This is a genomic window from Herminiimonas contaminans, assembly GCF_015645465.1.
Taxonomy (GTDB): domain Bacteria; phylum Pseudomonadota; class Gammaproteobacteria; order Burkholderiales; family Burkholderiaceae_D; genus Oxalicibacterium; species Oxalicibacterium contaminans.
Map to the genome: position 1 here is coordinate 78153 of NZ_JADOEL010000003.1, position 26967 is coordinate 105119.

The following is a 26967-nucleotide window of genomic DNA, read 5'->3' on the forward strand; positions in this document are numbered from 1 at the left end:
CAGATGGGGGCGAGTTTTTATCCTTCAAGCAATGAAATTAATTTAATTTCATGCGTGAAATATTCGTTAATACCTGTCGGACACTATACAAAAGACAATAATTTCCCGACTTGGTTCTGTGCGGACTGCACTCGAGTGTAGTCCGTGCAGCTTGCCCCAGCCTTACAGGATTAGTGCGAGGGCGACCTTACGGCCTTCAGCCATGAGGATGTTGTAGGTGCGGCAGGCAGCCTGGTTATCCATGCATTCGACGCCGATGCGGCGCGAGGTAAGCGAGGCGGTCAGACGTGGATGGACGAAGCGCTGGGTGGCGCCGGTGCCGAGGATGACGACATCGGGGGTGATCGCATTGATTTGCTCGAAATTTTCGGCTGTCAGCGCGTCGAACGAGGTCACTGGCCATGCAACCGGTTTGATTTCAGGTAATACGACCAGGCTGTAGTTGTATGGAATTAAATTGATTTCAATGCCATTTTCATCATACGAGGTGACAGTCTGGTATTGCTGGGTAGCGGTGCTGTGTAACTTCATGGCTGGGCAGTCGGGAGTCGGAGCGGGTTTCCGCCTGTTTCCGAATAATTGGATGGTAAAGAAGGCTTATTGTAACGTTTTCAGCTTTAAAGCAGCCTTTATCGATTGATAAAATCGCTTCCTTTCGGCAAAATGGATCTCTTTCGCGGTGCACCATTGCCACCGTCATTTTTCGCTTGCCTCCCGGGCGCTTTACTCTGCGGCCACAGATTGTAGGGAGCAGGCGTTTCAATTAGAGCTTAGTAAAGACAAGTTCTGAAATTCACAAGGAACAGTAGCTGTGCGACCGATTCAAAAATCGAAAAAACTGGATGATGTTTGCTACGACATTCGCGGCCCCGTGCTCGAAAAAGCGCGGCAAATGGAAGAAGACGGTCACAAGATTATCAAGCTGAATATCGGCAACCTCGCCGTATTCGGTTTCGACGCGCCGGACGAGATCGTGCAAGACATGATCCGCAATATGTCGAACGCCTCCGGCTACACAGATTCCAAAGGTTTGTTTGCGCCGCGCAAGGCGATCATGCATTACACGCAGGAAAAGAAAATCACCGGCGTGACCATAGATGATATCTACCTCGGCAACGGTGCGTCCGAGCTGATCGTGATGAGCATGAATGCCTTGCTCAATACCGGCGACGAAGTACTGGTGCCTTCGCCTGATTATCCGTTGTGGACCGCCGCGGTCAGCTTGTCCGGCGGCAAGCCGGTGCACTATGTCTGCGACGAGCAGGCAGACTGGTTTCCGGACATCGAAGATATCAAGAGCAAGATTAATTCGAATACCAAGGCGATTGTCGTCATCAACCCGAACAATCCGACGGGTGCCCTGTATCCGGTAGAGCTGCTGGAACAGATCGTTGAGCTGGCTCGTCAGCATCAATTGATCGTGTTTGCAGATGAAATCTACGACAAGGTACTGTACGACGGCAACACGCACACCTCGCTGGCTTCGCTGGCGGACGACGTCTTGTTCATCACCTTCAATGGCTTGTCGAAAAACTACCGTTCCTGCGGCTATCGCGCAGGCTGGATGGTGGTTTCCGGTGAGAAGCGTCATGCGCGTGATTACATCGAAGGCCTGAACATGCTGGCGTCGATGCGCCTGTGCGCCAACGTGCCGGGGCAGTATGCAATCCAGACCGCATTGGGCGGCCACCAGAGCATCAATGACCTGGTCGGGCCGGGTGGTCGCTTGCTGCGCCAGCGTGACCTTGCGCATAAGTTGCTGACCGAGATCCCGGGTGTGACCTGCGTCAAGCCTAAGTCGGCCTTGTACATGTTCCCGCGTCTGGATCCCAAGATGTATCCGATCAAGGACGACCAGGACTTCGCACATCAATTGCTGGCAGAAGAAAGTGTATTGATCGTGCAGGGTACGGGCTTCAATTGCCCGACTACAGACCATTTCAGGGTAGTATTCTTGCCGAATTCAGATGACCTGACGGTCGCGATCGGTCGAATCGCGCATTTCCTTGAAGGCTATCGCAAGCGCCTGGGCTAAGCCCCGGACTCTATTTCAGTCACCACGCTCTTCGTCTTGGAGAGCGCTGTTTTTCATGTGACATTATTTATACAGAGATTATGAAATCCATCAAAGTTGGCTTGTTAGGAATCGGCACCGTCGGTGCGGGTACATTCAATGTTCTGAAGCGTAACCAGGAAGAAATTTCCCGCCGCGCCGGTCATGGTATTGAAATCGTGATGGTGGCTGACCTGAATGTGGAACGCGCCAAGGAATTGGTTGGCTCGCACTGCGAAGTGGTGAGCGACGGCAATCTGGTTGTTTCCAATCCTGACATCGACATCGTAGTCGAATTGATTGGTGGCTACGGCATTGCGAAAGACCTGGTACTGAAAGCGATCGCCAACGGCAAGCACGTCGTGACCGCGAACAAGGCTTTGCTGGCGACCCACGGCGATGAGATTTTCAAAGCTGCACAAGACAAAGGCGTGATGGTTGCGTATGAAGCCGCAGTAGCTGGTGGCATTCCTATCATCAAGGCTTTGCGTGAAGGCCTGACCGCCAACCGCATCGAATGGATCGCCGGCATCATCAACGGCACCACCAACTTCATCCTGTCCGAAATGCGTGACAAGGGCCTGGATTTCGATACCGTTTTGAAAGAAGCGCAACGCCTGGGTTATGCCGAGGCTGATCCTACCTTCGATATCGAAGGCGTGGATGCTGCGCACAAGGCGACCCTGATGTCGGCGATTGCATTCGGTATCCCGGTGCAGTTTGACAAGGCGCACGTGGAAGGCATCACCAAGCTGGAAGCGGTTGACATCCGTTATGCAGAACAACTCGGCTATCGCATCAAATTGCTCGGCATCGCCAAGCGCACACCGCAAGGTATCGAGCTGCGCGTGCATCCGACCCTGATCCCTGCCAAACGCCTGATCGCGAATGTCGAAGGTGCGATGAATGCGGTACTGGTGCAGGGCGACGCCGTCGGCGCAACTTTGTATTACGGCAAGGGTGCAGGCGCTGAGCCTACCGCATCGGCCGTGATTGCCGACCTGGTAGATATCGCGCGTCTGGCGGATGCAGAACCAGCGCATCGTGTGCCGCATCTGGCGTTCCAGCCAAATGCAATGGCCGATACGCCTATCCTGCCGATTTCGGAAGTCACCACCAGCTACTACCTGCGCATGCATGTAGCGGACAAACTGGGTGTGTTGGCAAATGTCACCAGCATCCTGGCGGATTCGACGATCTCGATAGACGCCATGTTGCAAAAGGAACCAGCCTTGGGCGAAACCCAGACCGACATCATCATGCTGACGCACCAGACGCAAGAGAAGAACGTCGAAGCTGCGATCAAGAAAATCGAAGCCTTGCCTACCGTTATCGGCAAAGTGACCAAGATCCGCCTGGAACACTTGAGCTAATCTGGCAGCCAACACCGGTGAAGTTGGTTAAATCCGGCTTCACCGCGTCTCTTCATCGCTTATTTTGCTGATTTCACCGAAATTGGCTCTTCATCCCCGGCGACTATCCCTGTTCTGCTCCCCAGGCCTGCTCCGGACGCTATAATAGTGCTCTGTATGTAATGTGCTGCCTTGCCGGTATCATCCTGTTTCCTGAGCAAGTCGGCCACCAACCAAGTCAATTACTCTATGCAATACATTTCCACTCGCGGCCTGGCGCCGGCACAGTCGTTTTCTGAAATTTTGCTGGGCGGTCTGGCGCCTGACGGTGGTTTGTATCTGCCTGAGACTTACCCGCAGGTCAGCGATGCTGAGCTGGATGCCTGGCGCACGCTGTCGTATGCCGACCTGGCTTACGAAGTGCTGCGCAAGTTTGCGACCGACATTCCGGATGCCGACCTCAAGGCACTGGTACATAAAACCTATACCGCCGATGTGTATCGCAATGTGCGCCATGGCGAAGAAGCTGCGCGCATCACACCGTTGCGTACGGTAGAAGAAAAGAATGGCAGCAAGCTGGTATTGCAAGCCTTGTCGAACGGCCCGACGCTGGCCTTCAAGGACATGGCGATGCAGTTGCTGGGCAATCTGTTCGAATACACACTGGCCAAGCAACACGCGGAATTGAATATCTTTGGCGCGACCTCGGGCGATACCGGCAGCGCGGCCGAGTACGCGATGCGCGGTAAAAAGGGCATACGTGTCTTCATGCTGTCGCCGCACAAAAAAATGAGCGCATTCCAGACTGCGCAAATGTTCAGCCTGCAAGACCCGAACATTTTCAACATCGCGGTGGAAGGCGTGTTTGATGATTGTCAGGATATGGTCAAGGCCGTCTCGAACGATCACAGCTTCAAGCAACAGCAAAAAATTGGTACCGTGAATTCGATTAACTGGGCGCGCGTCGTGGCGCAAGTGATCTACTACTTCCGTGGTTACCTCAGCGCGACCACCAGCAACGAACAAAAAGTATCGTTCACCGTACCCTCCGGTAACTTTGGCAACATTTGTGCAGGTCATATCGCGCGCATGATGGGCTTGCCTATCGATAAGCTGGTTGCAGCAACCAATGAAAACGATGTGCTGGATGAGTTCTTCCGCACCGGTGTGTATCGCGTACGTAAATCAGCCGAGACTTACCACACCACCAGCCCGAGTATGGATATCAGCAAGGCGTCGAACTTCGAACGCTTTGTCTATGACTTGCTGAATCGTGATGGTGATCGTGTACGTGCCTTGTTCCAGAAAGTGGAAACAGATGGCGGCTTCGATCTGTCCGGCAAGCCGGGCAGCGACGGTGACGAGTTCAAGAATATTGCGAAGTTCGGTTTTGCTTCCGGCAAATCGACACACAGCGATCGCGTCGCTACCATCCGTGACCTGCAAAACAAGTATGACTTGATGATAGACACCCATACCGCAGATGGCGTGAAAGTCGCACGTGAGCACCTGACACCGGGTGTCACCATGATCGTGCTGGAAACAGCATTGCCAGCCAAGTTCAACGAAACCATACGCGAAGCGCTGGGGCGTGATGCCGATCGTCCGGCTGGTTTTGAAAATATTGAAGACTTGCCGCAGCGCTTTGAAGTGATGCCAGCAGATGTTAACAAGATGAAGAGTTTCATCGCCAAGCATACAGGTCTGTAATACCGGAATTGCCGCCTGCGCGCGGCAATTGAAAGGGCAAGCGGAATACCATGTTTCCGCTTACTATCGTTCCATGATCCATTATCGAGCCCAGCATGAGTGAACCTAAACCGATGTTGAGTGTGGCCGAAGCCCTCGACTTCCTGCTTACTTCCGCCAAGAAAATTACCGAGACTGAAACCCTGGCTACGCTGGATGCGAACGGTCGCGTCCTGGCCGTTGCACAGGAGTCGCAACTGAATGTACCGCCAGTCGATAACACATCCATGGATGGCTATGCGGTGCGTGCTGCTGATTGCGCCAGCGGTGAGGCGGTCTTGCGTGTCAGCCAGCGCATCCCGGCCGGACATGTCGGCCAGCCACTAGAGGCTGGTTGCGCAGCGCGTATTTTTACCGGTGCCATGATCCCGCAGGGTGCGGATGCCGTCGTTATGCAGGAAGTCTGTGTCGCATCCAAAGGTGCGGACGGCGACCTGGTCACGGTCAAACACGCCCCGGTCTCCGGCGAATGGATACGCCGTGCTGGTGAAGATATCCGTGCCGGCAGCACCATACTGACTGCAGGTCAGCGCTTGCGTGCGCAGGAACTCGGTCTGGCCGCTTCGGTCGGTCTGGCGCAATTGCCAGTGGTGCGCAAATTGCGCGTTGCGGTCTTCTTTACCGGTGACGAACTGGCGATGCCGGGAGAAGTGCTGAAACCAGGCGCTATCTACAATTCGAATCGCTTCACATTGCGTGGCCTGCTGGAAAACCTCGGCTGCGAAATCAGCGATTTCGGCATCGTGCCGGACACCCTGGCCGCAACCCGCGACACCTTGCGCCGCGCTGCCGCTGAAAACGACCTGATCATCACTTCTGGCGGCGTTTCTGTCGGTGAAGAGGATCACATCAAACCTGCGGTCGAAGCCGAAGGCCATCTGAATATGTGGCAGATCGCGGTCAAGCCGGGCAAGCCGCTGGCGTTCGGTGAAGTGAACCGCAGCGCCAAAGGTGGTACTGCTTACTTCCTCGGTTTGCCGGGTAATCCGGTGTCTAGTTTCGTCACCTTCATGCTGTTTGTGCGCCCATTCATCCTGCGTCTGCAAGGTGTCGAAAATGTGGCACCCAAGGCCTATCCTATGCGTGCTGACTTCAATCTGAACAAGGCCGACAAGCGCAACGAATTCCTGCGCGCAAAGATCAATGAGCAGGATGGCCTCGATTTATTTCCTAACCAGAGTTCGGGTGTGCTGACCTCAACTGTGTGGGGCGATGGCTTGATTGATCATCCGTCGGGCAAGACCATAGCGGCCGGAGATACCGTGCGCTTTATTTCATTCAGCGATTTGATGTACTGATAGTGATATGAATATAGAACTTCGTTTTTTTGCCAGCGTACGTGAAGCGCTGAAGGTAGCCCAGGAGTCGGTCACCGTCCCTGCCACTGTCAAAACCGTGGGCGACGTGCGCGCTTTCCTGCGTGAGCGCGGTGGCGTCTGGGCTGAAGCACTGGCGGACAGCCGTCCTTTGCGCATGGCTTACAATCAGGAAATGACAAGTGCTGACACCGCAATCGAAGAGGGCAGTGAAGTCGCTTTCTTCCCTCCGGTAACCGGCGGCTGATCAGACGGAGCAGAGCACATGCCAGTACGTGTACAAACCGAAGATTTTGATGTCAGCCAGGAAGTCGCTGCCTTGCGTGCAAATAGTCCGCAGGTCGGCGCAGTCGTAACCTTTATTGGTACCGTGCGCGACATGAATGACGGCTCCAGCGTGGCCGAGATGGAGCTGGAACACTATCCCGGCATGACCGAAAAAGCCCTGCAAAACATCGTGGAGCAGGCTAAGGCACGCTGGCCTATTTTTGATGCGCTGGTGATCCATCGCATCGGACCTTTGTTGCCACTCGAGCAAATCGTGCTGGTGGCGGTGACCTCGGCACATCGCGGCGAAGCTTTTTCTGCCTGCGAATTCATCATCGATTACCTGAAAACAGACGCGCCGTTCTGGAAGAAAGAACAAACACCGCAAGGTGCGCGCTGGGTGGATGCCCGTACTACTGACGATACCGCACTGGCCAAGTGGAAGCTGCCAGTCTCTGAATCGGGAGTCGGCAAGTGAGCTGGCTCGCAGTCGGCCTCGGTGCAGCACTGGGTGCCTGGCTGCGATGGGGGCTGGGCCTCTGGTTCAATGCGGTCAATAATTTTGTACCCGTCGGTACGCTGGCAGCCAATCTGATCGGTGGTTATCTGGTCGGGCTGGCGGTTGCCTTCTTCAGCGGTCATCCGGGCGTACCGCCGGAATGGCGCTTATTCGCCATTACAGGCTTTCTTGGTGGCCTCACCACTTTCTCCACTTTCTCGGCTGAAGCCGTGTTGCTGCTACAGCGTGGCGACTATATGTGGGCGCTGACGCATACCGTGCTGCACCTGGTCGGCTCGATCGCCTGCTGTATTGCCGGTTTTGCCACCTATCGCGCATTCGCTGCATAGACTACTATGGACGCAGCCAGCCGCATTCGGGCTGGCCAGGCGTTTGATAACACCTGTATCACCAGCATCCCGTCTTTTTCCACGATTTCTGCCCATTTGGGGCCATACTGCGGGCTTATTACTGCTATTCCGCCATCTCCCGCTTGAAAAGTAGTTGCTTGACCCAATTTTCTTTCCATTAATGAATTCTTCTTTGGAGAGTATGCAATGCGTCTCGATAAACTAACTACCAAGCTGCAGGAAGCGCTCGCTGATGCGCAAAGCCATGCAGTCGGTAACGACAATCAATATATAGAACCGGTACACGTACTGGTCGCCCTGTTAAGCCAGGACGACAGCAGCACGCGTTCACTGCTGCAACGTGCCGGTGCCAACATCAATGGTATGACCACTGCGCTGCGCAGTGCACTGGATCGCCTGCCCAAGGTTTCGGGCAATGGCGGCGAAGTGCAGATAGGGCGCGACCTCAGCTCCCTGCTGAACCTGGCCGACAAAGAATCGCAGCTGCATGGCGACCAGTTCATCGCCACCGAAATGGTCTTGCTGGCCCTGACCGAAGACAAATCGGAAGCAGGCAAGATTGCACGTGAAAACGGCCTGACGCGCAAAGCGCTGGAAGCCGCGATCAAGGCCGTGCGCGGCAGTTCGAAAGTGGATTCGGCGGATGGCGAAGGCCAGCGCGAAGCCCTGAAAAAATACACGCTGGACCTGACCGAGCGCGCCCGTATCGGCAAGCTGGACCCTGTCATCGGTCGTGACGATGAGATCCGTCGCGCGATCCAGGTATTGCAACGTCGCTCGAAAAACAATCCTGTCCTGATCGGTGAGCCTGGCGTTGGTAAAACCGCCATCGTCGAAGGCCTGGCACAACGTATCGTCAATGGCGAAGTACCGGACAGCCTGAAAGGCAAACGCGTACTGTCGCTGGATATGGCGTCGCTGCTGGCGGGTGCCAAGTACCGTGGTGAATTCGAAGAGCGGCTGAAAGCAGTCCTGACCGAGCTGGCCGAAGATGAAGGCCAGACCATCGTCTTCATCGATGAAATGCATACGCTGGTCGGTGCAGGCAAGGCCGAAGGCGCGATGGACGCGGGCAATATGCTCAAACCGGCTTTGGCACGCGGTGAGCTGCACTGCGTAGGCGCGACCACGCTGGATGAATACCGCAAATACATCGAAAAAGATGCAGCACTGGAACGTCGCTTCCAGAAAATCATCGTGGCTGAGCCTACGGTGGAAGCAACCATCGCTATCCTGCGCGGCTTGCAGGAGAAGTATGAGCTGCATCACGGCGTTGATATCACCGATCCGGCTATCGTCGCAGCGGCTGAATTGTCGCATCGCTACATTACTGACCGCTTCCTGCCGGATAAGGCGATTGATCTGATCGATGAAGCTGCGTCCAAGATCAAGATCGAACTCGATTCCAAGCCGGAAGTGATGGACAAGCTGGACCGTCGCGTCATCCAGTTGAAGATCGAGCGTGAAGCGATCAAGAAAGAAAAAGATGAAGCGTCGCAAAAACGCCTGGCTTTGATCGAGGAAGAAATCGATCGCCTGGGACGTGAGTACGCTGATCTGGAAGAAATCTGGAAAGCTGAAAAATCGTCGGCCCAGGGTAGCCAGCAAATCAAGGAAGAAATTGAAAAAGTCCGTCTGCAGATGGAAGAGGCTACGCGCAAGAGTGATTGGCAGCGTGTCTCTGAGCTGCAGTACAGCACCTTGCCGCAGCTGGAAGCGCAGCTGAAGAATGCTGTCAAAGGCGAGGTATCGGGCGGCAAGCCGCAACTGGTACGTACGCAGGTAGGTGCGGAAGAAATTGCAGAAGTCGTTTCGCGCGCCACTGGTATCCCGGTTTCACGCATGATGACGGGCGAACGCGAGAAGCTATTGCAGATGGAAGATGCGCTGCATAAACGCGTGGTCGGTCAGCATGAAGCCATCGTTGCGGTCTCCGATGCTATCCGTCGTTCGCGTGCAGGTCTGGGTGATCCGGATCGGCCATATGGTTCCTTCATGTTCCTCGGGCCTACCGGCGTTGGTAAAACCGAGCTATGTAAAGCATTGGCTTCGTTTATGTTCGATACCGAGGAATCGCTGATCCGTATCGACATGAGTGAATTCATGGAGAAGCACTCGGTCGCACGCCTGATCGGTGCACCACCAGGTTATGTCGGTTACGAAGAAGGCGGTTACCTGACCGAGGCAGTACGTCGCAAGCCATACTCGGTGATCCTGCTCGATGAAATCGAGAAGGCGCATCCGGATGTCTTCAACGTCTTGCTGCAGGTGCTGGATGATGGTCGTATGACGGACGGACAGGGACGTACGGTGGACTTCAAGAATACAGTGATCGTCATGACTTCCAATCTGGGTTCGCACAAAATCCAGTCGATGGAAGGCAATGAACCTGCGCTGATCAAGATGGCCGTCATGGCGGAAGTGCAAGGTCATTTCCGTCCTGAGTTCATCAACCGTATCGATGAAATCGTGGTCTTCCATGCACTGGATGAGAAGAACATCGGTTCGATCGCGAAGATCCAGTTGCAAGTATTGGAGCAACGCCTGGCACGCATGGATATGTCCATGGATGTCACCGAAGACGCGCTGCAAAAAATCGCAGAAGCCGGATTCGATCCTGTGTATGGTGCACGTCCTCTGAAACGTGCAATCCAGCAGCAGATCGAGAATCCTTTGTCCAAGGCTATTCTGGAAGGGAAGTTTGGGCCTAAGGATGTGATTGCGGTGGATGTGCGGGATGGCGATCTGGTGTTCACCAAAAAGATGTAAATGCATCGCTAACTGCATGCAGTAGTACTAAGCCCGCCATGTGATGAACATGGCGGGCTTTTTTATGCGCTGCGTTCAGGTACTTATGCTCATCAGGCTGGCATTGTCGTCGACTTCTGCCTTATTGATACATGTTCGTGGATGTCACTGAAGCCGGGTCCGCCCCTGTGTATAGTGCGCGCGCTATGAAGCGTGCGATCTAGAAGGAGTCGAAAATCCTTCATGTAAGGCTATTTTTGAAGGGAAGCACGGCTCTCAATATGTGATTTTGTTTGATGTGAAGAATGACGAATCGCTATTTGCGAAGGATAGCGCGTTCTTTGGTTTTTGGGTGAACGAGGTAAAAAACTATTGCGATAGTATTGGATACAGGATGTCTTCATCTGGGTGCTCTAGCTTCAATAAACTGCAAAGAGTTGCATTTTGCGGTTTTTCTGCAGCATAAAAGCCAATCACAGATCTTGGATAGTCAGCTATCTTGACGGCTAAATTATGGAGTTTGTAAATGTCGAAAGTGAATAAGCAAATTGATTGTCCATTGTCTAGTTTGTGCCAAGTGCAAATGTACTTAAACCGCCCGTTGTAGGCGTAAATTGCATCGTGAGTTTCAGTACGTTGCGCAGTGCATAACTCATTTGAGAATTGATAAGTTTGTATTTTTTGTGAAAATGGTTTGTTATTGTTCGCCGTGTCTGCTTCAGGAATTGGGTAGTGGATATCGTGAACTGTCTCGACCTTCAGAAATGACTTGTAGAGTAGTGCGTGCATGCATCGAATAATGCGATAAGCAAGTGGACGTATTGGGAGTTTTGTTATTCCTTGATATATGCCCTGTTCGCTTTTGATATCTATGAAATTTAGTTTTGCAAGATGTTTTGGATTGGATGACTTCTCGGTTCCATGTAAAGCATCAAGAAATATTGACATTGTTTCGTCAGCTAGGTGCCATTTGTGATTGCAACGTTCATGAACTTGCAGCTTGATTGGATAGTTTGTTCGGTCTGGTTTGGAAAAGAAACTCTGTGGCGGACAATGATCGTCATTTAGGAGTGAACCATCTTTTAACGTAGTTCCACATAGATAACAAAAGTCAGGTTTTTTCCAACGCTGAAATTGTGATTGAGTGAGAAGGCGTGGCATCTTTTATATTCGACGTTTAAGAATCTTTAACGCTGGTTTGCTTGAAGTGAAGTAATTCCCAACTAAAAATTATCACTGAAGCTCCTTTCTAATTATGGACATAATGAAGTCTGCTGTTTCTTTATTGCGGACATTCTGTTTTTTAGATTCAGATTCAACATCTTTTTCTATCCACGTGATCCGATATTTTTTTGCGAGATTACTCACTGCCTGAGTAGTTTTTCCTCTCGAGCGAGTTGCACAGACGATGATGCGACAGTTTCGTTCTTGGAATAGTTTTAGGCTTTCAAAGATTCGACTACCTGGGTCTCCTTGACTTTCAATTCCAATTTTTACGCCATTGATTTTGACAATCAAGGATATGTCTTTCACACCGATGAACAATTTATCGAAAATAGCTTCTGGATATTCTTTGCGTAGTAATTGATATGCGAGTTTTATGCTTGTGCTTTTTCCCCTGTTGGAGACACCACGTACTGCGATTAAAGTTTTCATAAGGTCCTATTCAGTTAGTAATATTCTTAAAGGGATGGTTTGCTAAAGGGCTTTTGATGAGATGCTAGATTTGCATATCTGGGCATTGCAAGGCGATGATAGGCGCTACTTACATCTGAAAGTCTAATCCCTAGACGAGATAGCTCTTCAGCGTTCCAGTTTTCGGGGGCTATCCAGAACTCAGCTTTGTGTTGGCATGCCATCGCTAGTTCTTCATCGATATGCCTTAGAGGAATTGCTGCCGCCGCCCAAACTTTAGCAAGTTTCGCTTCAGTTTTAGGATTTCTCGGTTTGCCGCGTTCTCTATCACGATAGTACAACTTCGTTTCAGTAAGTGCGATCGAAATGGCACTCAGTGCGTTGTCTTTAAGCTCCCTCTTGTCTTTTGATAGAGTTGCTATTGGTCCGAGCAAATTTATTAATTTTTCTAATACATATTCAAGCATAAATTTATCCATGATAAAAATTGTAGATACGAAAAAATTCTTACAACATACTAATCTGATGTTCGCCTAGAATCATGTTCTAAACACATGCATGTAAAAATATAGCGCTATCGGAATAGTGACTCAGTTATCGAATCTAGTTGTCTTTCAAGTTGTCTGATGACGCTTTTATCTTACTTAGTGTTTTATGGTCATTAGGCTCGCATTGCCGCCAGCTGCTGTCGTATTGATACACAGGGCACGCTCGTTGACGAGACGCCATAACGGAACCGGATGCGGGAATTCTGTCGTCACGACAAGCACGATGGCGCCTTCGCGCGCTGCCAGTGCGATGCGCAGATCAGCTTGGTGCTGGTCGCGTTCCAGCAAGGCGAGACGCAGCTCCTTGCATGCATGCTGATGCTCTATAGTGGTGATGCTGGCGCGCAAGTGTGCCGGGAAGTCTGGTGGTACCAGCAATGCAGTGCTTTGTAATAATACGACCTGGTTGCCGGTCGCATAGACTGCGAACATTTGATTCAGCAATGCTGGCGTTGTTTCAGCGACGCACAGCACGGCACCGCGTGCAGCAAAACCTAAGGTATTGATCTCGCCAGTGACGCCGTGTAAGCGGATGATTTTTCCTGATGGACTGGTGCGCACATATTCGACGATGAGCTGGCTAAGTGTTTGCTCTTGGCGCGGAATACTCCAGGTCAGCAGTTCTGCCAGCGCAGTTTCTATGTGCCGTGCTTCTTCTCTGTCCTCGTCGTCCGTTTTCTCTATGCTTACGGTGCCGCTATGTTGCAGGCGTTTCAGATAGAACGGGCCGCCTGCCTTGGGGCCGGTACCGGATAGGCCCTCGCCACCGAAAGGCTGTACGCCGACTACCGCGCCGACGATGTTGCGGTTCACATAGATATTACCGACGTGGGCGTGATGCGTGACGTAAGCCGTGGTTTCGTCTATGCGCGTGTGTATGCCCAGGGTCAGGCCAAAGCCGGTGGCATTGATATCCCTGATCAATTGCGGCAAGTCGTCGCGTTGATAGCGCAGCACGTGTAGTACCGGGCCAAACACTTCGCGTTTCAATTCGGCGATGCTGTCTATCTCCAGGACGCAAGGTGCGACAAAGGTGCCGTTTTCAGCTGTTGCCGGTAACGTCAATTCATACATTTTTTTATCTGCGTTTTGCGCGATGTAGTCCCGCAGATGTCCTTGGGCTTCTGCGTCTATCACTGGCCCTATATCTGTCAGCAGGCGATCAGGATTGTTGATGTGCAGTTCCTGCATTGCACCTTGCAGCATATGCAGGGTTGGCTCGGCGATGTCGCTTTGCAGGCACAAGACACGCAGCGCCGAACAACGTTGGCCTGCACTGTCGTAAGCAGAGCTGATGACGTCACGTACCACCTGTTCGCATAGGGCCGACGAGTCGACGATCATCGCATTTTGACCACCGGTTTCTGCAATCAACGGTATGTCCCTGGCTTCCGCGATGCTGCGTTGTGCGAGCTTGCGATTAATGCTGCGTGCGACTTGCGTCGAGCCGGTGAAGACCACGGCTGAAACACGTTCGTCCGTGACCAACTGCGCACCGATAGTCTCGCCATTGCCGGGCAGATAGAGCAAAACATTTTCCGGTACACCGGCCTGGTGCAATAGCTGTACTGCGCGGAGAGCGATCAGCGGTGTTTGTTCGGCTGGCTTCGCAATGACGACATTGCCTGCTGCCAGTGCTGCGCTGAGTTGGCCGGTAAATATGGCTAAGGGGAAATTCCATGGACTGATACAAGCGACCAGTCCTAGCGGCGGGGTTGCATTCGATGCAATGGACTGTGCGCTGTAGTAGCGCAGGAAGTCGATAGCCTCGCGCAGTTCGCCGATTGCATTCGGCAAGGTTTTGCCCGCTTCGCGTACGGCCAGTGCAATGAACTCGTTTGCATGTTGCTGGAACAAATCTGCGGCACGCAGCAAGATGGCGGCTCGCTGCTCCGCGGTGTGCGCTTGCCATGTACTCATGCCTGTCACTGCATGAGCGATTGCCTGCTCGGCATCAAGCTGGTTCGCGTGCGCTACCGTGCCGACCACATCGTTATGATCGGCCGGATTACGTATCGCGATGGCTGCGCCATATATTGCTGCACCCGTCAAAGGCAGCGCATGCCATTGTTGTTTGCCGTAGGCGCTTAAGCTTGCGCTGAGTGCACGCAAGGCATGTTCATCGCTCAGGTCTATGCCGCTGGAATTTTGCCTTTCCGCGCCATATAGGTCGACCGGTAAGGGCAGCGCCGGATGTGGCTGACCTGCGTACTGTGCAGCGAGTGCAACCGGGTCTTGCAGCAGCTGGTCTATGCTGATGTGCTCATCGACGATTTGATTGACGAATGACGAGTTGGCTCCATTCTCCAGCAGTCGTCGCACCAGATAGGCGAGCAAGGTTTCGTGGGTACCGACCGGTGCATAGATGCGGCAGGGCACATGCAAATGTTCCGGGCCGACGATCTGGTCGTACAAGGTTTCGCCCATGCCGTGCAGGCACTGGAACTCATAGTCCGTTACCTGCAATGCTTGCGCCTGTTGATAGATGGCGGCGAAGGTCAGCGCGTTGTGGGTGGCGAATTGCGGATAGATGACGTTGTTGGCAGCGAGCAGTTTTTGCGCACAGACCAGATAGGAGAGGTCGGTATAGGCTTTACGCGTATAAACCGGATAGCCGGACAAACCATCGACTTGCGCCCGCTTGATTTCGGTATCCCAGTACGCACCTTTGACCAGTCGAACCATGAATTTCCGGCCGCTGCGATGAGCCAGATCTATTAGGTAATTGATGACGTAAGGGCAGCGTTTTTGATAGGCCTGTACGACGAAACCCAAGCCATCGTAACTTGCCAGCTCAGGATCAGCCGCCAGCGCTTCCATCAAATCCAGTGACAGTTCCAGTCGGTCGGCTTCTTCCGCATCAATGTTGAGACCGATGTCGTACTGCTTTGCCAGCAGTAACAGTTGTTTCAGGCGTGGCAGTAGTTCCTGCATGACACGTGTACCTTGCGCGCGCGTATAGCGCGGGTGCAGCGCCGACAACTTGACGGAGATACCGGGACCGTTGCGTATGCCGCGTTGTTCGCTGGCTTTGCCGATTGCGTGTATCGCGGCGGTATAAGATAGATAGTAAGCCTCCGCATCGGCTACTGTCATCGCCGCTTCGCCCAGCATATCGTAGGAGTAGCGATAGCCGTGTTTTTCATGTTCACGACTGTTTGACAGCGCTTCATCTATCGTTTGTCCAGCGACAAACTGGCTGCCCAGCATACGCATGGCGAGATCGACGCCTTTGCGTATCAGCGGTTCGCCGCCTTTGCTGATGAGACGGGTCAGGGCGGCACCCAGGCCATCTTCGCTGGCGCTGTGCAGCAATTTGCCGGTAATGAGCAAGCCCCAACTGGCGGCGTTGACGAAGAGTGAGGGCGAGGTGCCGAGATGGCGTTGCCAGTCACCTTTGCTGATCTTGTCTGCAATCAGGCGATCCGCAGTCTGGTGGTCGGGTATGCGCAGCAGCGCTTCGGCCAGGCACATCAGGGCGATGCCTTCTTCTGACGACAGCGAGAATTCATGCATCAAAGCGTCGACACCAGATGCGCGGCTGCGTTTGGCGCGTACACTTGTCACCAGTTGCCGTGCAAGCGCCTGACTGGCGCTTTGCAACGCCGGATTGTTTGTGACCTGCTTCAGCAAATTTTGTACGGCGGTGATTTCATCCAGCCGATAAGCGCGGCTGATGGTGTCACGTAATGGCGATGGCGTGCTGATGGTTTCTTCAGCAAAAGCCGAGAATGGCGAGGAATAGGAGAGTGAGGACATTGATGCACCGTGTTTGAGTGAATCATCCGATTCCATCTTACATGCAAGTCGTGCAAATGTCGCAATGGCGTTGGCTAAGAATCTGTGTTGCCTGGATTTACCTCACTCTAGTTTTTTGATTCTTCAACTAACTGGATAGCTAACCAGGAATTTCAGGCTCGACGAGTGTCGCGAGTTGAAGCAAAGACTCCTGCCATCCGAGGTAGCACATCTCGACGGGGATAGCTTCAGGTATTCCTGCTTGCACAATATTGATTTCGGTTCCGCACAAGACTTTGCTTAAAGTCACCGTCACCTGTATTTCACCGGATAAGTTTGGATTATCGAATTTATCTGTGTAGCGAATTTTTTCATCCGGTACAAGTTCCAGATATTCGCCACCGAAAGAATGCCCGCTTCCTGTGTTGAAATTCGAAAACGACATCTTGAAAATCCCGCCGACCTTGGCTTCCAGATGATGAACCTTACATGTAAAACCGTAAGGTGGTAGCCACTTTGCCAGTGCGCCAGCATCCAGAAATGCACGATAAACACGCTCTGGTGGCGCACGAAGCACGCGATGTAGTTTTACTGTACCTGTAGGCATATCAATTCTCCTTCTTACGCAGATTTGATTCGGCTTTGAGACGGTTTGTTGTTGCCTACTATGACGTTGCAAACTTTTTGTCAGGTAAGCAATAACCCGATATTAAAGCAATTCCACACTATCCAGATTCAGGTAACAGCTTTCGCGCGTGGTGCTCACAAAGTCCGCCAGATAAGGCTGTTCCGATACCTCGGGCAGGCAGGCGGCATACAGTCGCCCCGTCAGGCCTTCACGGGTGATGCGCTTGGCTTTGACGTAATCACGGTTCAGATAGTTTTGTGCCGCCCACACCGGCAAGGTTGCGATGCCGCGTCGGCTGGCAACCAGTTGCAGCATGGCGACGGTCAGTTCGGTCGTGCGGCGTGCGACTTGCACACCGGCCGGCTTGAGCACCTGGCGTACCACGTCCAGCATATCGTCCGGTACCGGGTAAGTGATCAGTGTGTCGCCGATGAAGTCCTCGGCAGTGAGGAATTCCTTGTCGGCCAGTGGATGGTCGTGCGCTACCAGGGCGACGATTTCAAAACGGAACAGTGCGTGGTAATCGACTTTTTCATCAGGATCGATTTCGGCGACGATGGCGACGTCGGCACGGTGTTCATATAGCAGACCGACCGGATCGGCCTGGAAGCCGGAGACGATGTCTAGCTCGACTTCCGGCCAGCGGCCGCGGAATACATCCATCGCCGGCATCAGCCAGTCGAAGCAGGTATGGCATTCGACTGCGATGCGTAATTGTCCGGCGACGCCTTGCGCCAGCCGCACCAGGTCGCGCTCGGTCTCGGCGACTTGCGGCAAGACGGTATCGGCCAGCTTCAGCAAGCGTTCACCGGCCGGGGTGAAGCGCACCGGTGTGGTCTTGCGTTCAAACAGCGTCGTGCCGTGATGATCCTCTAACTGCTTGATTTGATGCGATAAAGCAGATTGGGTGACATTCAGCAGTGAAGCCGCACGGAGCAGGTTGCCTGCTTCGCGCAGGGCCAGCAGGGTTTTCAGGTGGCGTAATTCAAGGATGGATTGCACTATGAATTTTTCTCATGATGAATCTTAAAATTTATCGTTTGAATCATAGTTCATCTGCGCACACCATGGCAAGCTTCAAAAATCTATATCGGAGTTGGGCATGGCTAAGGCGCATATTTTGGGTTTCCCTCGCATCGGGGCTCAGCGCGAATTGAAATTTGCCGTCGAATCGTACTGGCGCGGCGATACAGGACTCACAGCCTTGCAGGAAACCGGCAGAGCACTGCGCCAGCGTCATTGGGCGATACAGGCAGCAGCCGGGCTGGATTATGTGTCAGTGGGCGATTTCGCCTGGTATGACCAGGTTTTGAATACGCTGGCTTTGCTCGGCGCGGTGCCTACCCGTTTTAAATTCGCCCCGAAGAAGTTGACGCTTGCGGACTACTTCACGCTGGCACGCGGTAATCCCGAGCACTTTGCGATGGAAATGACTAAATGGTTTGATACCAACTACCACTACCTGGTACCTGAGTTCACGGCTGATATCAGTTTCGACGGCGGTGTGGATTGGCTGTTTGAAGAAAACGCCGAAGCGGTCGCCCTGGGTCATGCGACCAAGGTCACGCTGGTCGGTCCATTGAGCCTGCTGTATCTTGGCAAGATCAAATCCGGCGTCACGCATAAACTTGATCTGTTGCCCAAGGTGATCGCAGGCTATCAGCGCGTGCTGCAGCGCTTGCAGGAGGCAGGCGTAGAGTGGGTGCAGATTGATGAACCTATCCTGGCGCTGGACCTGGACGCCACATGGCGTGCTGCGTTTGCGCCGACTTACCAGGCCTTGTCGCCGGTCGCGCCCAAGCTGCTGTTGGCCACTTACTTCGATCAGGTGCGGGAGCACAACGCCTTGCTGCGCAACCTGCCGGTAGCCGGTGTGCATCTGGATCTGGTGCGTGGTATCGGGCAGTTGCCAGCATTCCTGCAAGACTGGCCGCAGGATCGTGTGTTGTCAGCAGGCGTAATCGATGGTCGTAATATCTGGCGTGCTGATCTGGATAGCGCGCTGGCCTTGCTACAACCCTTGCATGCAGTGTTGGGTGAATGCTTGTGGGTCAGTGCAAGTTGCTCCTTGCTGCACGTACCGGTGGATCTGGCACATGAAAATAAACTGGATGCCGAACTCAAAGGCTGGCTGGCGTTTGCAACACAAAAGGTTGCCGAAATCACGGCACTCAAACGCGCGTTGAATGGCGAAGAGCAAGCAGTGCAAGCGCAGTTCACTGCGGCTGCTTTGGCGGTCGCAGCACGCAAGGTTGCACCGCGCATACATAATCCTTTGGTGCAGAAGCGCCTGCGTCAGATCGACGACATTCCAGCGACGCGCAACAATGTATTTGCCGACCGCATCGTCAAGCAGCAAGCGCGTTTCAATTTGCCTGCTTTCCCGACCACGAATATTGGTTCCTTCCCGCAAACAACGGATATCCGTCAGGCGCGTGCACAGTACAAGCGTGGCGAGATGGGGCATCTGGATTACCTGAACCGCATGCGCGAAGAAGTGCGTCTGGTAGTGCAGAAGCAGGAAGATATAGGCCTCGATGTGCTGGTGCATGGTGAGCCGGAACGCAACGATATGGTCGAGTACTTTGGCGAACAATTGTGGGGCTATGCTTTCACTGCGAACGGTTGGGTACAGAGCTATGGTTCGCGCTGTGTCAAACCACCGTTCATCTACGGTGATGTGTACAGACCGGAAGCGATGACCGTGGGCTGGAGCGAGTACGCGCAGAGCCTGACCAGCAAGCCGATGAAGGGCATGCTGACGGGGCCGGTCACCATGTTGCAATGGTCTTTCGTGCGTGACGATCAGCCGCGTGAGCAGACAGCTTTACAGATCGCATTGGCATTGCGTGATGAAGTGGTCGACCTGGAAAAAGCCGGTATTGGCATGATACAGATTGATGAACCTGCATTCCGCGAAGGCTTGCCGTTGAAGGCTGCGGACTGGCCGCACTATCTGGATTGGGCGGTGCAGGCTTTCCGCATTACTGCTTCCGGTGTGCAGGACGATACGCAGATTCATACGCACATGTGCTATTCCGAGTTCAACGATATCCTGCCGTGGATCGCTGCGATGGATGCGGATGTGATCACCATCGAAACTTCGCGTTCCGATATGGAATTGCTGGATGGCTTCGGCGAGTTTGCCTATCCGAACGACATCGGTCCTGGTGTCTACGATATCCATTCGCCACGCGTACCCAAAGTGGAGGAAATGCAGCGCCTGTTACGCAAGGCGCGTGGCGTGATTCCTGACCAGCGCTTGTGGGTGAATCCGGATTGCGGCCTGAAAACCCGTGGCTGGCCGGAAACTACCGCAGCTTTGGAGAATATGGTGCTGGCAGCGCGCACTTTGCGGGCGGAAGTGGCGCGACAGGAGCAGGCAGCCTGAGCTGCTGAGCAATTCTAAGCAAAACGGGTACAGGGCTGGGCGCTGTACCCGTTTTTTCATGGTGATGGCAGTCTTGGCGGGGCTGGATGCGCGTAATCGTATGTATTCAAGCCGGTAATTGTTAGAATGACGCATTACGGGGCCGCACCGTCTGTATTGCGCGGCTTTCCACCCATCATTCTTGCCAAGATAGACATTCCCTATGTTGAGTTACCGTCATGCCTTTCATGCAGGCAATCACGCCGATGTACTCAAGCATCTGGTCCAGATTCAGTTGCTGAAATACCTGAATCAAAAAGATACGCCTTACATGTACATCGATACCCATTCAGGTGCCGGTGTGTATGCACTCGATGGCAACTACGCCGCAAAAAATGCCGAGTTCGAAACCGGTATTTCCAAACTTTGGGATCGCAAGGATTTGCCGGAACCGCTGGCCGATTATGTGCAGGTCATCAAGGCGCTGAATCCTAGCGGCAAGCTGCGCTATTACCCGGGCTCGCCCTACTGTGCAGATGCCATCATGCGTGAACAGGATCGATTGCGTTTGTTTGAATTGCATCCGGCTGACAGCAAGCTGCTGGCAGATAATTTCCGCAAGCTGGAAGCGCACGCAGCCGAGCAGGGCAAGCGTCCGACCGTGCGCGGCAAGCGCGTCATGATAGAACGTGCGAACGGCTTCCAGGGCTTGAAAGCATTGCTGCCACCGCCATCGCGTCGTGGCCTGGTGCTGATTGATCCGCCGTATGAAGACAAGACTGATTACCGCACCGTGGTGCAAACGGTTTCCGATGCGTTGACACGCTTTGCTACGGGTACGTACGCAGTCTGGTATCCGGTACTCAATCGTCTCGAATCGCGCCAGATGCCGGATAAGTTAAAACGCCTGCCTGCAAATGGCTGGCTAAATGTCACATTATCGGTGACGACGCCATCGCCGGACGGTTTTGGTTTGCACAGCAGTGGTATGTTTGTGCACAACCCGCCGTGGACGCTGGAACCCATGCTACGCGAGTTGATGCCGTATCTGGTTAAAACTCTGGGTGGTGATGAGGGTGCCGGTTTTACGTTGGAATCGGGGCAAACTGTCGCGACGAATACCGGAACGCGGCGAGTATAGGGGCTGGAGGAAGCTCGTAACAATTGTTGTACCGAAAAACCACAGACATTTCTGTTTTCTACGTATAGAAAACACAAGGGAAACGGAGGGCTTGCGTCGAGGAAATATTAACGGAATAATGGCCTGAATAGATTTGCAGCAGCAGCTACAAATTGCCAGTCCGTTTTATGACTCGTAGTCTGTGGTGAGACACCATCCATCCATGCGGTATCGTCTAAAGAATAAAAATGAAGATATCGTCCGGATGTACAGAATGTTTGATCGTTTGTGAATGCTGCGATGCCCGTGCATGGCAGGCATTTTTCAAGATTTGACAGGGACGTGCCTTGGTTGATCTATGCGTTCTGCTTAATAAACAGAGACCACAATCTTGATGATCACCAACCTCAATCAGCATTTGCCTGATGACCATCCCCGCGTAAAGGAGTTCTTCCTGGCGCGACAACCTATATTGAACACCGACCAGGATCTGGTCGCGTATGAATTATTGTTCCGTCGCGCCTCGTCCGGTCCCGCCAATGTGGTGGATGACCTGGCTGCTACCGCTTCTGTGATCGCGCATGCGTCCGAGCTTGGGATAGGTAATGTCATCGGTAATTCATTGGGCTTCTTCAACGTCGATGCAGCAGTGCTGATGTGCGACTTCGTGAATTTCCTGCCTAGCGACAAGGTCGTGCTGGAAATCCTGGAGACGGTAGAGATTACGCATGAGTTGGTCGAACGTGTTACAGAATTGGTGAGGCAAGGTTTTACATTTGCGCTGGATGACGTGATCTCGCATTCAGACGAGCTGAGGAATTTGCTGCCGCTGATCAAGATCATCAAGATCGATATCACCGGCATGAGTCACGCCGAGCTGAGCAAACTGGCCGCGCATTTCCGTAACGAAGGCAAGCTCTTGCTGGCAGAGAAAGTCGAAACAGTCGAGCAATTCGAGGCTTGCATGGAACTCGGTTTCCATTACTTCCAGGGCTACTACTTCGCGCGTCCTGTCATCCTTTCCGGTAAAAAGCTCGCGCCGTCACAACTCGCGATCATGCAACTGATGACGCTCATCATGGCTGACGCTGAGACTGCTGAAATCGAACGCAATATCAAGAAAGATGCATCACTGGTACTGACCTTGCTGCGCCTGGCCAACACGCCTGGTGTCGGCGTCACGCAGCGGATAGATTCATTGGGACAAGCGCTGACCGTGCTGGGGCGCCGCCAATTGCAGCGCTGGTTGCAGATCATCCTGTACGCTGAACATAACAAAGGCAGCCACTTCACTTCACCTTTGCTGCAACTGGCGACGACGCGCGGCAAACTACTGGAACTGATCACCGAACAACTGCGTCCTGACAATCGTTCGATGGCAGACACGGCTTTCACCGTCGGCATCATGTCGCTGATGGATACGCTGTTTGGCCAGTCCATGGAAGAAATCCTGGATCAGGTTTCGGTAGTAGACGAAGTCACTGACGCCTTGCTGTATCGCAAGGGCTTTTATGGCGATTTGCTGAAACTGGCGGAATACATAGAGCAAATAGAAAAGACCGGTGCCTTGTTGATTCCTACCTTGCAGAAATTGGAACTATCGATAGAGGATCTGTACGCCTTGCAACTGACTGCGTTTGAATGGAGCAACAACGTGTCTGCTTGCGTCTGATTCTTCCCTGGTAATTCCTCGCCTTTCCTGATGCTGCCTGCGACTTGCGGGCACGCATGACGTTAAAATAGCGGCATGACGAATCAAGCTAATACCAACGACAACGATGATGACGACGGCGACAACAGCGCGCCGCCGATTCCTGCTGGCTCCAAGAATTACATGACGCCGCAGGGGCATCTGCGTATGAAAACCGAACTGCTGAAACTGATCGATGTAGAGCGGCCGGAAGTGGTGCAAATCGTTTCCTGGGCAGCGTCGAATGGCGATCGCTCTGAAAACGGTGACTACATCTACGGCAAACGCCGCCTGCGCCAGATAGACGGCCGTATCCGCTTTCTCACCAAGCGCCTGGATCTGGCCGAAGTGGTGGACCCGAGCATCCATCACGGCAGTGACCAGATATTCTTCGGTGCGACCGTACGCTATGAAACGCAGTCCGGCGAAGAGCAGACGGTTACCATACTCGGCATCGATGAACTGGATCCGTTGAATGGCAAGATCAGCTGGATATCGCCGGTTGCGCGTGCACTGACCAAGGCACGCGAAGGTGATACCGTGATCCTGAAAACACCAGGCGGTCTGGAAGAATTATTGATACTGGAAGTGAGCTATCCGGCCCCGCAATGAGGCCAGATCAGAAGTGAGGCAAAAGGTTAAGAGCGCTTAGCCTTTGTCGCGCAACAAGCGGGTGACGCCCGGGATGCTGCGCAGATTGCGCATCAGGCGCGCCAGATGCACGCGATCTTCGACCTGTACCGTGAAGTGCAGGTAAGTGATCATGTGGTCCTTGTCTTCATCCATACCCACATGCGTGATGTTCGAGTCGGACTCACCGATCTCTGCTGCGACGCGTGCAAGTATGCCTTTTTCATTACGAGCCAGCAGCGTGATGCTGCAGTCGAAACGACGATCAATATCCGAGCCCCAGACCACATCGATCCAGCGATCCGGTTCTTTCATGCGTTGTCTTCTGCCGACGTCACAATCATGCGTATGGATAGTCAGGCCCTGGTCGCGCTTCATCTGGCCGATGATGGTGTCACCCGGGATAGGCTGGCAACAGGAGGCCAGTTGTACCGATACGCCTTCGCTACCGTAGATGACGACAGGATCGATTTTCTTCGGCAAGACTTCGCCATCGGCATCGATCTGCGGACGCGGTACCAATTGATCGTTCTCGACCATGCCGAGGATGTGACGTGCCACCAATGCGGCCATGCGTTTGCCAACACCGATGTCGGCATACAAATCGTCCAGCGATTTCGCGCTCGACTCATTCAGCAGACGTTCAGCTACCGGGGCTGGCAGTTCAGGATCGAGATTCAGGGTCACCAGTGCTTGCGATAGCAGGCGGCGCCCCAGTTCTATTGATTCGGTCAGGTTAATGGTGCGCAGGTGATGCCGGATCGCCGAGCGTGCCTTGCCGGTACGTACGAAGCCCAGCCAGTTCGGATTCGGGCGCGAGGTCGGTGAAGTAATGATCTCGACGATGTCACCGTTGCGTAATTCGGTGCGCAGCGGTACCTGTTCCAGATTGATTTTGACTGCAATGGTCTGGTCGCCGATGTCGGTGTGGATCGTGTAGGCGAAGTCCAGTGCCGTCGCACCGCGTGGCAGCGCGATGATTTTTGACTTCGGCGTGAAGACGTAGACAGAGTCAGGGAACAGGTCGACCTTGACGTGTTCCAGGAACTCGGCGGAGTCGCCAGTCTGTTTCTGGATATCGAGCAAGGATTGCAACCAGGCGTGTGTGCGTTGCTGAAGGTCGGACAGGCTGCCTTCATCGTCCTTGTACAGCCAGTGCGCAGCGACACCGGATTCGGCAACGCGATGCATGTCCTGGGTACGGATCTGGAATTCTATCGGCGTACCGTACGGGCCGATCAATGTGGTGTGCAGCGACTGGTAGCCATTCAGTTTCGGAATGGCGATGTAGTCTTTGAACTTGCCCGGCATAGGCTTGAACAGCGCATGCAGGGTGCCGAGCGCGACATAGCAATTCGCAAAGCTGTCGACCACCACACGGAAGCCGTAGATATCCAGCACTTGCGAGAAAGACAGACGCTTGTTCAGCATCTTGGTGTAGATGCCGTACAGGGTTTTTTCGCGGCCGTAGACTTGTGCCGGGATGCCGGTTGCGTCCAGCGTGTTATTGACCGATTCGAGGATCTTGCTGACCACTTCGCGACGATTGCCGCGCGCCGCCTTGACTGCCTTGGCCAGCGTTTTATAACGCATAGGGTACAAGTGCGAGAAGGCGAGGTCTTGCAATTCGCGATAAATATTATTGAGGCCGAGCCTATGTGCAATCGGTACATAGACTTCCATCGTTTCGCGTGCGATACGACGTTTCTTGACCGGTGCCATCGAACCGAGCGTGCGCATATTGTGCAGGCGGTCGGCCAGTTTGACGAGTATGACGCGCACATCGCGCGCCATCGCCAGCAGCATTTTGCGGAAGTTTTCCGCCTGTGCTTCTACCTGGCTTTGGAATTCGATTTTTTCCAGTTTGGACAGACCATCGACCAGATTCGCGACCGGCGCGCCGAAGCGTTCGATCAACTCATCTTTGCGGACATCCTGGTCTTCCATCACATCATGCAGCAGCGCCGCCATGATGGCTTGTGCATCCAGCTTCCAGTCGGCGCAGATTTCCGCGACAGCGATAGGGTGCGAGATATAGGGTTCGCCCGACATCCGCATCTGGCCCAGATGTGCTTCATCCGAGAAGCGATAGGCTTCCTTGACCTTCTTCAGTTCGGAAGGCGTCAGGTACTCGGATAGTTTGGTCGTGAGCTGCGTGACCGAAGCTACACCAGCGACAGGTGCTGGTGTGGTGGCGGTGGATGCGGTTTTCTTTTGAGGCATTTTGGCCGAGCGGTCAGGAACCGCTCGGTTAGTTGAAGCGATGGATGCTGTTGAATCTGTAGGTGTCAGGTTCATACTGATAGTCTATCAGCCGCATCGCGGTTAGCCAGAGATTATTAGCTAGGGACTTTTTTCAACATTTCAAGGCCGACATGGCCAGCAGCGATTTCGCGCAGGGCGATCACGGTTGGTTTGTCTTTTGCGTCGACTTTAGGCGTGTGGCCTTGCAACAACTGACGTGCGCGATAAGTCGCTGCGAGGGTCAGTTGGAAACGGTTGGGAACTTGTTTGAGGCAGTCTTCGATAGTAATGCGGGCCATACGTACTCCTAAAAATTCGATATCAGCTTAAATTGGCATGAATGCCCAATTGGGCGAACAGGGATGCGTTGCGAGTTGACTGTTGTGCAAAGCGACAACGAGCGGCTTTTACGATCGCGCTCAACTCAGCTAAAGCAACGGTAAAGTCTTGATTGATAATAACATATTCGAACTCGGAAGCGTGCGCGATTTCGCCGCCCGCAGCGAGGATACGACGGGTAATCACGTGATCTTCGTCCTGGCCGCGTTTTTTCAGGCGTTCTTCCAGGGCGGCGATCGACGGTGGCAGGATAAAAATGCCGAGCGCATGCGGGAATTGCTTTTTGACCTGCTGCGCGCCTTGCCAGTCAATTTCCAGCAGCACGTCGGTGCCAGCAGCGATCTGATCAGCAATTTGTATGCGGGAAGTACCGTAATAGTTGCCAAAAACCTCAGCAGATTCGAGAAATTCATTGGCCTGGCGGCGTGCCAGAAAGTCATCTGGTGTCGTAAAGAAATATTCGCGGCCGTGCTGTTCACCCGGGCGCGGCTGGCGCGTAGTGTAGGAAATCGACAGTTTGATGGCCGGTTCCTGTTGCAGCAGGGCATTAACCAGGCTGGATTTGCCCGCGCCAGACGGGGCAACGACTAAAAACAGGCTGCCGGAAGAATGAACTTGCTCAGACATCGGTGTCCTTGATGAATGGTTGAATATGGAAGCGATAGTTCGC

22 protein-coding genes are annotated in these 26967 nt (G+C 53.4%); 12 read left to right on the forward strand and 10 right to left on the reverse strand.

The window, feature by feature from the left end:
• Nucleotides 1–162 precede the first annotated feature (162 nt).
• On the reverse strand, nucleotides 163–531 hold the full coding sequence (locus tag IXC47_RS04895) for an Mth938-like domain-containing protein (RefSeq protein ID WP_175626560.1): 369 nt from the start codon (nucleotides 529–531) through the stop codon (nucleotides 163–165).
• A gap of 280 nt (nucleotides 532–811) precedes the next feature.
• On the opposite strand from IXC47_RS04895, the gene IXC47_RS04900 reads away from it, so the two are divergent.
• The 8 genes from IXC47_RS04900 to clpB all read left to right on the forward strand — a co-directional run bounded on the left by IXC47_RS04900 (nucleotide 812) and on the right by clpB (nucleotide 10376).
• The gene (locus IXC47_RS04900) at nucleotides 812–2035 is read left to right on the forward strand and encodes a pyridoxal phosphate-dependent aminotransferase (RefSeq protein ID WP_175626561.1); all 1224 of its coding nucleotides are present in this window, start codon (nucleotides 812–814) and stop codon (nucleotides 2033–2035) included.
• Between the two features lie 80 nt (nucleotides 2036–2115).
• Nucleotides 2116–3426, forward strand: coding sequence for a homoserine dehydrogenase (locus IXC47_RS04905; RefSeq protein WP_175626562.1), 1311 nt, complete (start codon nucleotides 2116–2118; stop codon nucleotides 3424–3426).
• A 228-nt stretch (nucleotides 3427–3654) separates the two neighbouring features.
• Nucleotides 3655–5115 (forward strand): threonine synthase, encoded by a 1461-nt coding sequence (gene thrC / locus IXC47_RS04910; protein WP_195874880.1) that lies wholly within the window; start codon nucleotides 3655–3657, stop codon nucleotides 5113–5115.
• A 95-nt stretch (nucleotides 5116–5210) separates the two neighbouring features.
• Nucleotides 5211–6452: a molybdopterin molybdotransferase MoeA gene (locus IXC47_RS04915; RefSeq protein ID WP_195874881.1), complete on the forward strand. Its 1242-nt coding sequence runs from the start codon at nucleotides 5211–5213 to the stop codon at nucleotides 6450–6452.
• 7 nt (nucleotides 6453–6459) lie between these two features.
• Nucleotides 6460–6717, forward strand: a complete 258-nt coding sequence (gene moaD, locus IXC47_RS04920) for a molybdopterin converting factor subunit 1 (RefSeq protein ID WP_175626565.1) — start codon at nucleotides 6460–6462, stop codon at nucleotides 6715–6717.
• Between the two features lie 18 nt (nucleotides 6718–6735).
• Nucleotides 6736–7215 (forward strand): molybdopterin synthase catalytic subunit MoaE, encoded by a 480-nt coding sequence (gene moaE / locus IXC47_RS04925; protein WP_195874882.1) that lies wholly within the window; start codon nucleotides 6736–6738, stop codon nucleotides 7213–7215.
• The gene (gene crcB / locus IXC47_RS04930; protein ID WP_195874883.1) at nucleotides 7212–7586 is read left to right on the forward strand and encodes a fluoride efflux transporter CrcB; all 375 of its coding nucleotides are present in this window, start codon (nucleotides 7212–7214) and stop codon (nucleotides 7584–7586) included. The genes moaE and crcB overlap by 4 nt, the downstream gene beginning before the upstream one ends.
• 207 nt (nucleotides 7587–7793) lie before the next feature.
• The gene (gene clpB / locus IXC47_RS04935) at nucleotides 7794–10376 is read left to right on the forward strand and encodes an ATP-dependent chaperone ClpB (protein ID WP_175626568.1); all 2583 of its coding nucleotides are present in this window, start codon (nucleotides 7794–7796) and stop codon (nucleotides 10374–10376) included.
• A 348-nt stretch (nucleotides 10377–10724) separates the two neighbouring features.
• Here the strand turns inward: clpB and IXC47_RS04940 are convergent, their stop codons facing one another.
• From IXC47_RS04940 to IXC47_RS04965, 6 genes are all read right to left on the reverse strand, one after another.
• The gene (locus tag IXC47_RS04940; protein ID WP_195874884.1) at nucleotides 10725–11516 is read right to left on the reverse strand and encodes a hypothetical protein; all 792 of its coding nucleotides are present in this window, start codon (nucleotides 11514–11516) and stop codon (nucleotides 10725–10727) included.
• Between the two features lie 72 nt (nucleotides 11517–11588).
• Nucleotides 11589–12011 carry a hypothetical protein gene (locus IXC47_RS04945; protein ID WP_195874885.1) on the reverse strand — a complete coding sequence of 141 codons (423 nt, stop codon included), beginning with the start codon at nucleotides 12009–12011 and terminating at the stop codon, nucleotides 11589–11591.
• Nucleotides 12012–12037: 26 nt separating this feature from the next.
• Nucleotides 12038–12469, reverse strand: coding sequence for a hypothetical protein (locus IXC47_RS04950; RefSeq protein ID WP_230089404.1), 432 nt, complete (start codon nucleotides 12467–12469; stop codon nucleotides 12038–12040).
• A gap of 165 nt (nucleotides 12470–12634) precedes the next feature.
• Nucleotides 12635–16297, reverse strand: coding sequence for a bifunctional proline dehydrogenase/L-glutamate gamma-semialdehyde dehydrogenase PutA (gene putA / locus IXC47_RS04955; RefSeq protein WP_195874886.1), 3663 nt, complete (start codon nucleotides 16295–16297; stop codon nucleotides 12635–12637).
• A 139-nt stretch (nucleotides 16298–16436) separates the two neighbouring features.
• On the reverse strand, nucleotides 16437–16883 hold the full coding sequence (locus tag IXC47_RS04960) for an SRPBCC family protein (RefSeq protein WP_195874887.1): 447 nt from the start codon (nucleotides 16881–16883) through the stop codon (nucleotides 16437–16439).
• 102 nt (nucleotides 16884–16985) lie between these two features.
• Nucleotides 16986–17909 (reverse strand): LysR family transcriptional regulator, encoded by a 924-nt coding sequence (locus tag IXC47_RS04965; protein ID WP_175626860.1) that lies wholly within the window; start codon nucleotides 17907–17909, stop codon nucleotides 16986–16988.
• Between the two features lie 97 nt (nucleotides 17910–18006).
• Here IXC47_RS04965 and metE point away from each other — a divergent pair, with 97 nt between their 5' ends.
• From metE to greB, 4 genes are all read left to right on the forward strand, one after another.
• Nucleotides 18007–20295, forward strand: coding sequence for a 5-methyltetrahydropteroyltriglutamate--homocysteine S-methyltransferase (metE, locus tag IXC47_RS04970; RefSeq protein WP_195874888.1), 2289 nt, complete (start codon nucleotides 18007–18009; stop codon nucleotides 20293–20295).
• Between the two features lie 202 nt (nucleotides 20296–20497).
• Entirely contained in the window at nucleotides 20498–21415 is a 918-nt protein-coding gene (locus IXC47_RS04975; RefSeq protein WP_195874889.1) for a 23S rRNA (adenine(2030)-N(6))-methyltransferase RlmJ, read from the forward strand.
• Nucleotides 21416–21788: 373 nt separating this feature from the next.
• The gene (locus IXC47_RS04980) at nucleotides 21789–23066 is read left to right on the forward strand and encodes an EAL and HDOD domain-containing protein (RefSeq protein WP_195875078.1); all 1278 of its coding nucleotides are present in this window, start codon (nucleotides 21789–21791) and stop codon (nucleotides 23064–23066) included.
• A gap of 75 nt (nucleotides 23067–23141) precedes the next feature.
• Nucleotides 23142–23696: a transcription elongation factor GreB gene (greB, locus tag IXC47_RS04985; RefSeq protein WP_195874890.1), complete on the forward strand. Its 555-nt coding sequence runs from the start codon at nucleotides 23142–23144 to the stop codon at nucleotides 23694–23696.
• Nucleotides 23697–23732: 36 nt separating this feature from the next.
• Here the strand turns inward: greB and IXC47_RS04990 are convergent, their stop codons facing one another.
• From IXC47_RS04990 to gmk, 3 genes are all read right to left on the reverse strand, one after another.
• Nucleotides 23733–25937, reverse strand: coding sequence for a RelA/SpoT family protein (locus IXC47_RS04990; protein ID WP_407651068.1), 2205 nt, complete (start codon nucleotides 25935–25937; stop codon nucleotides 23733–23735).
• 116 nt (nucleotides 25938–26053) lie between these two features.
• On the reverse strand, nucleotides 26054–26257 hold the full coding sequence (gene rpoZ / locus IXC47_RS04995) for a DNA-directed RNA polymerase subunit omega (protein WP_124575160.1): 204 nt from the start codon (nucleotides 26255–26257) through the stop codon (nucleotides 26054–26056).
• A gap of 22 nt (nucleotides 26258–26279) precedes the next feature.
• Nucleotides 26280–26924, reverse strand: coding sequence for a guanylate kinase (gmk, locus tag IXC47_RS05000; protein WP_175626862.1), 645 nt, complete (start codon nucleotides 26922–26924; stop codon nucleotides 26280–26282).
• Nucleotides 26925–26967: the final 43 nt, after the last annotated feature.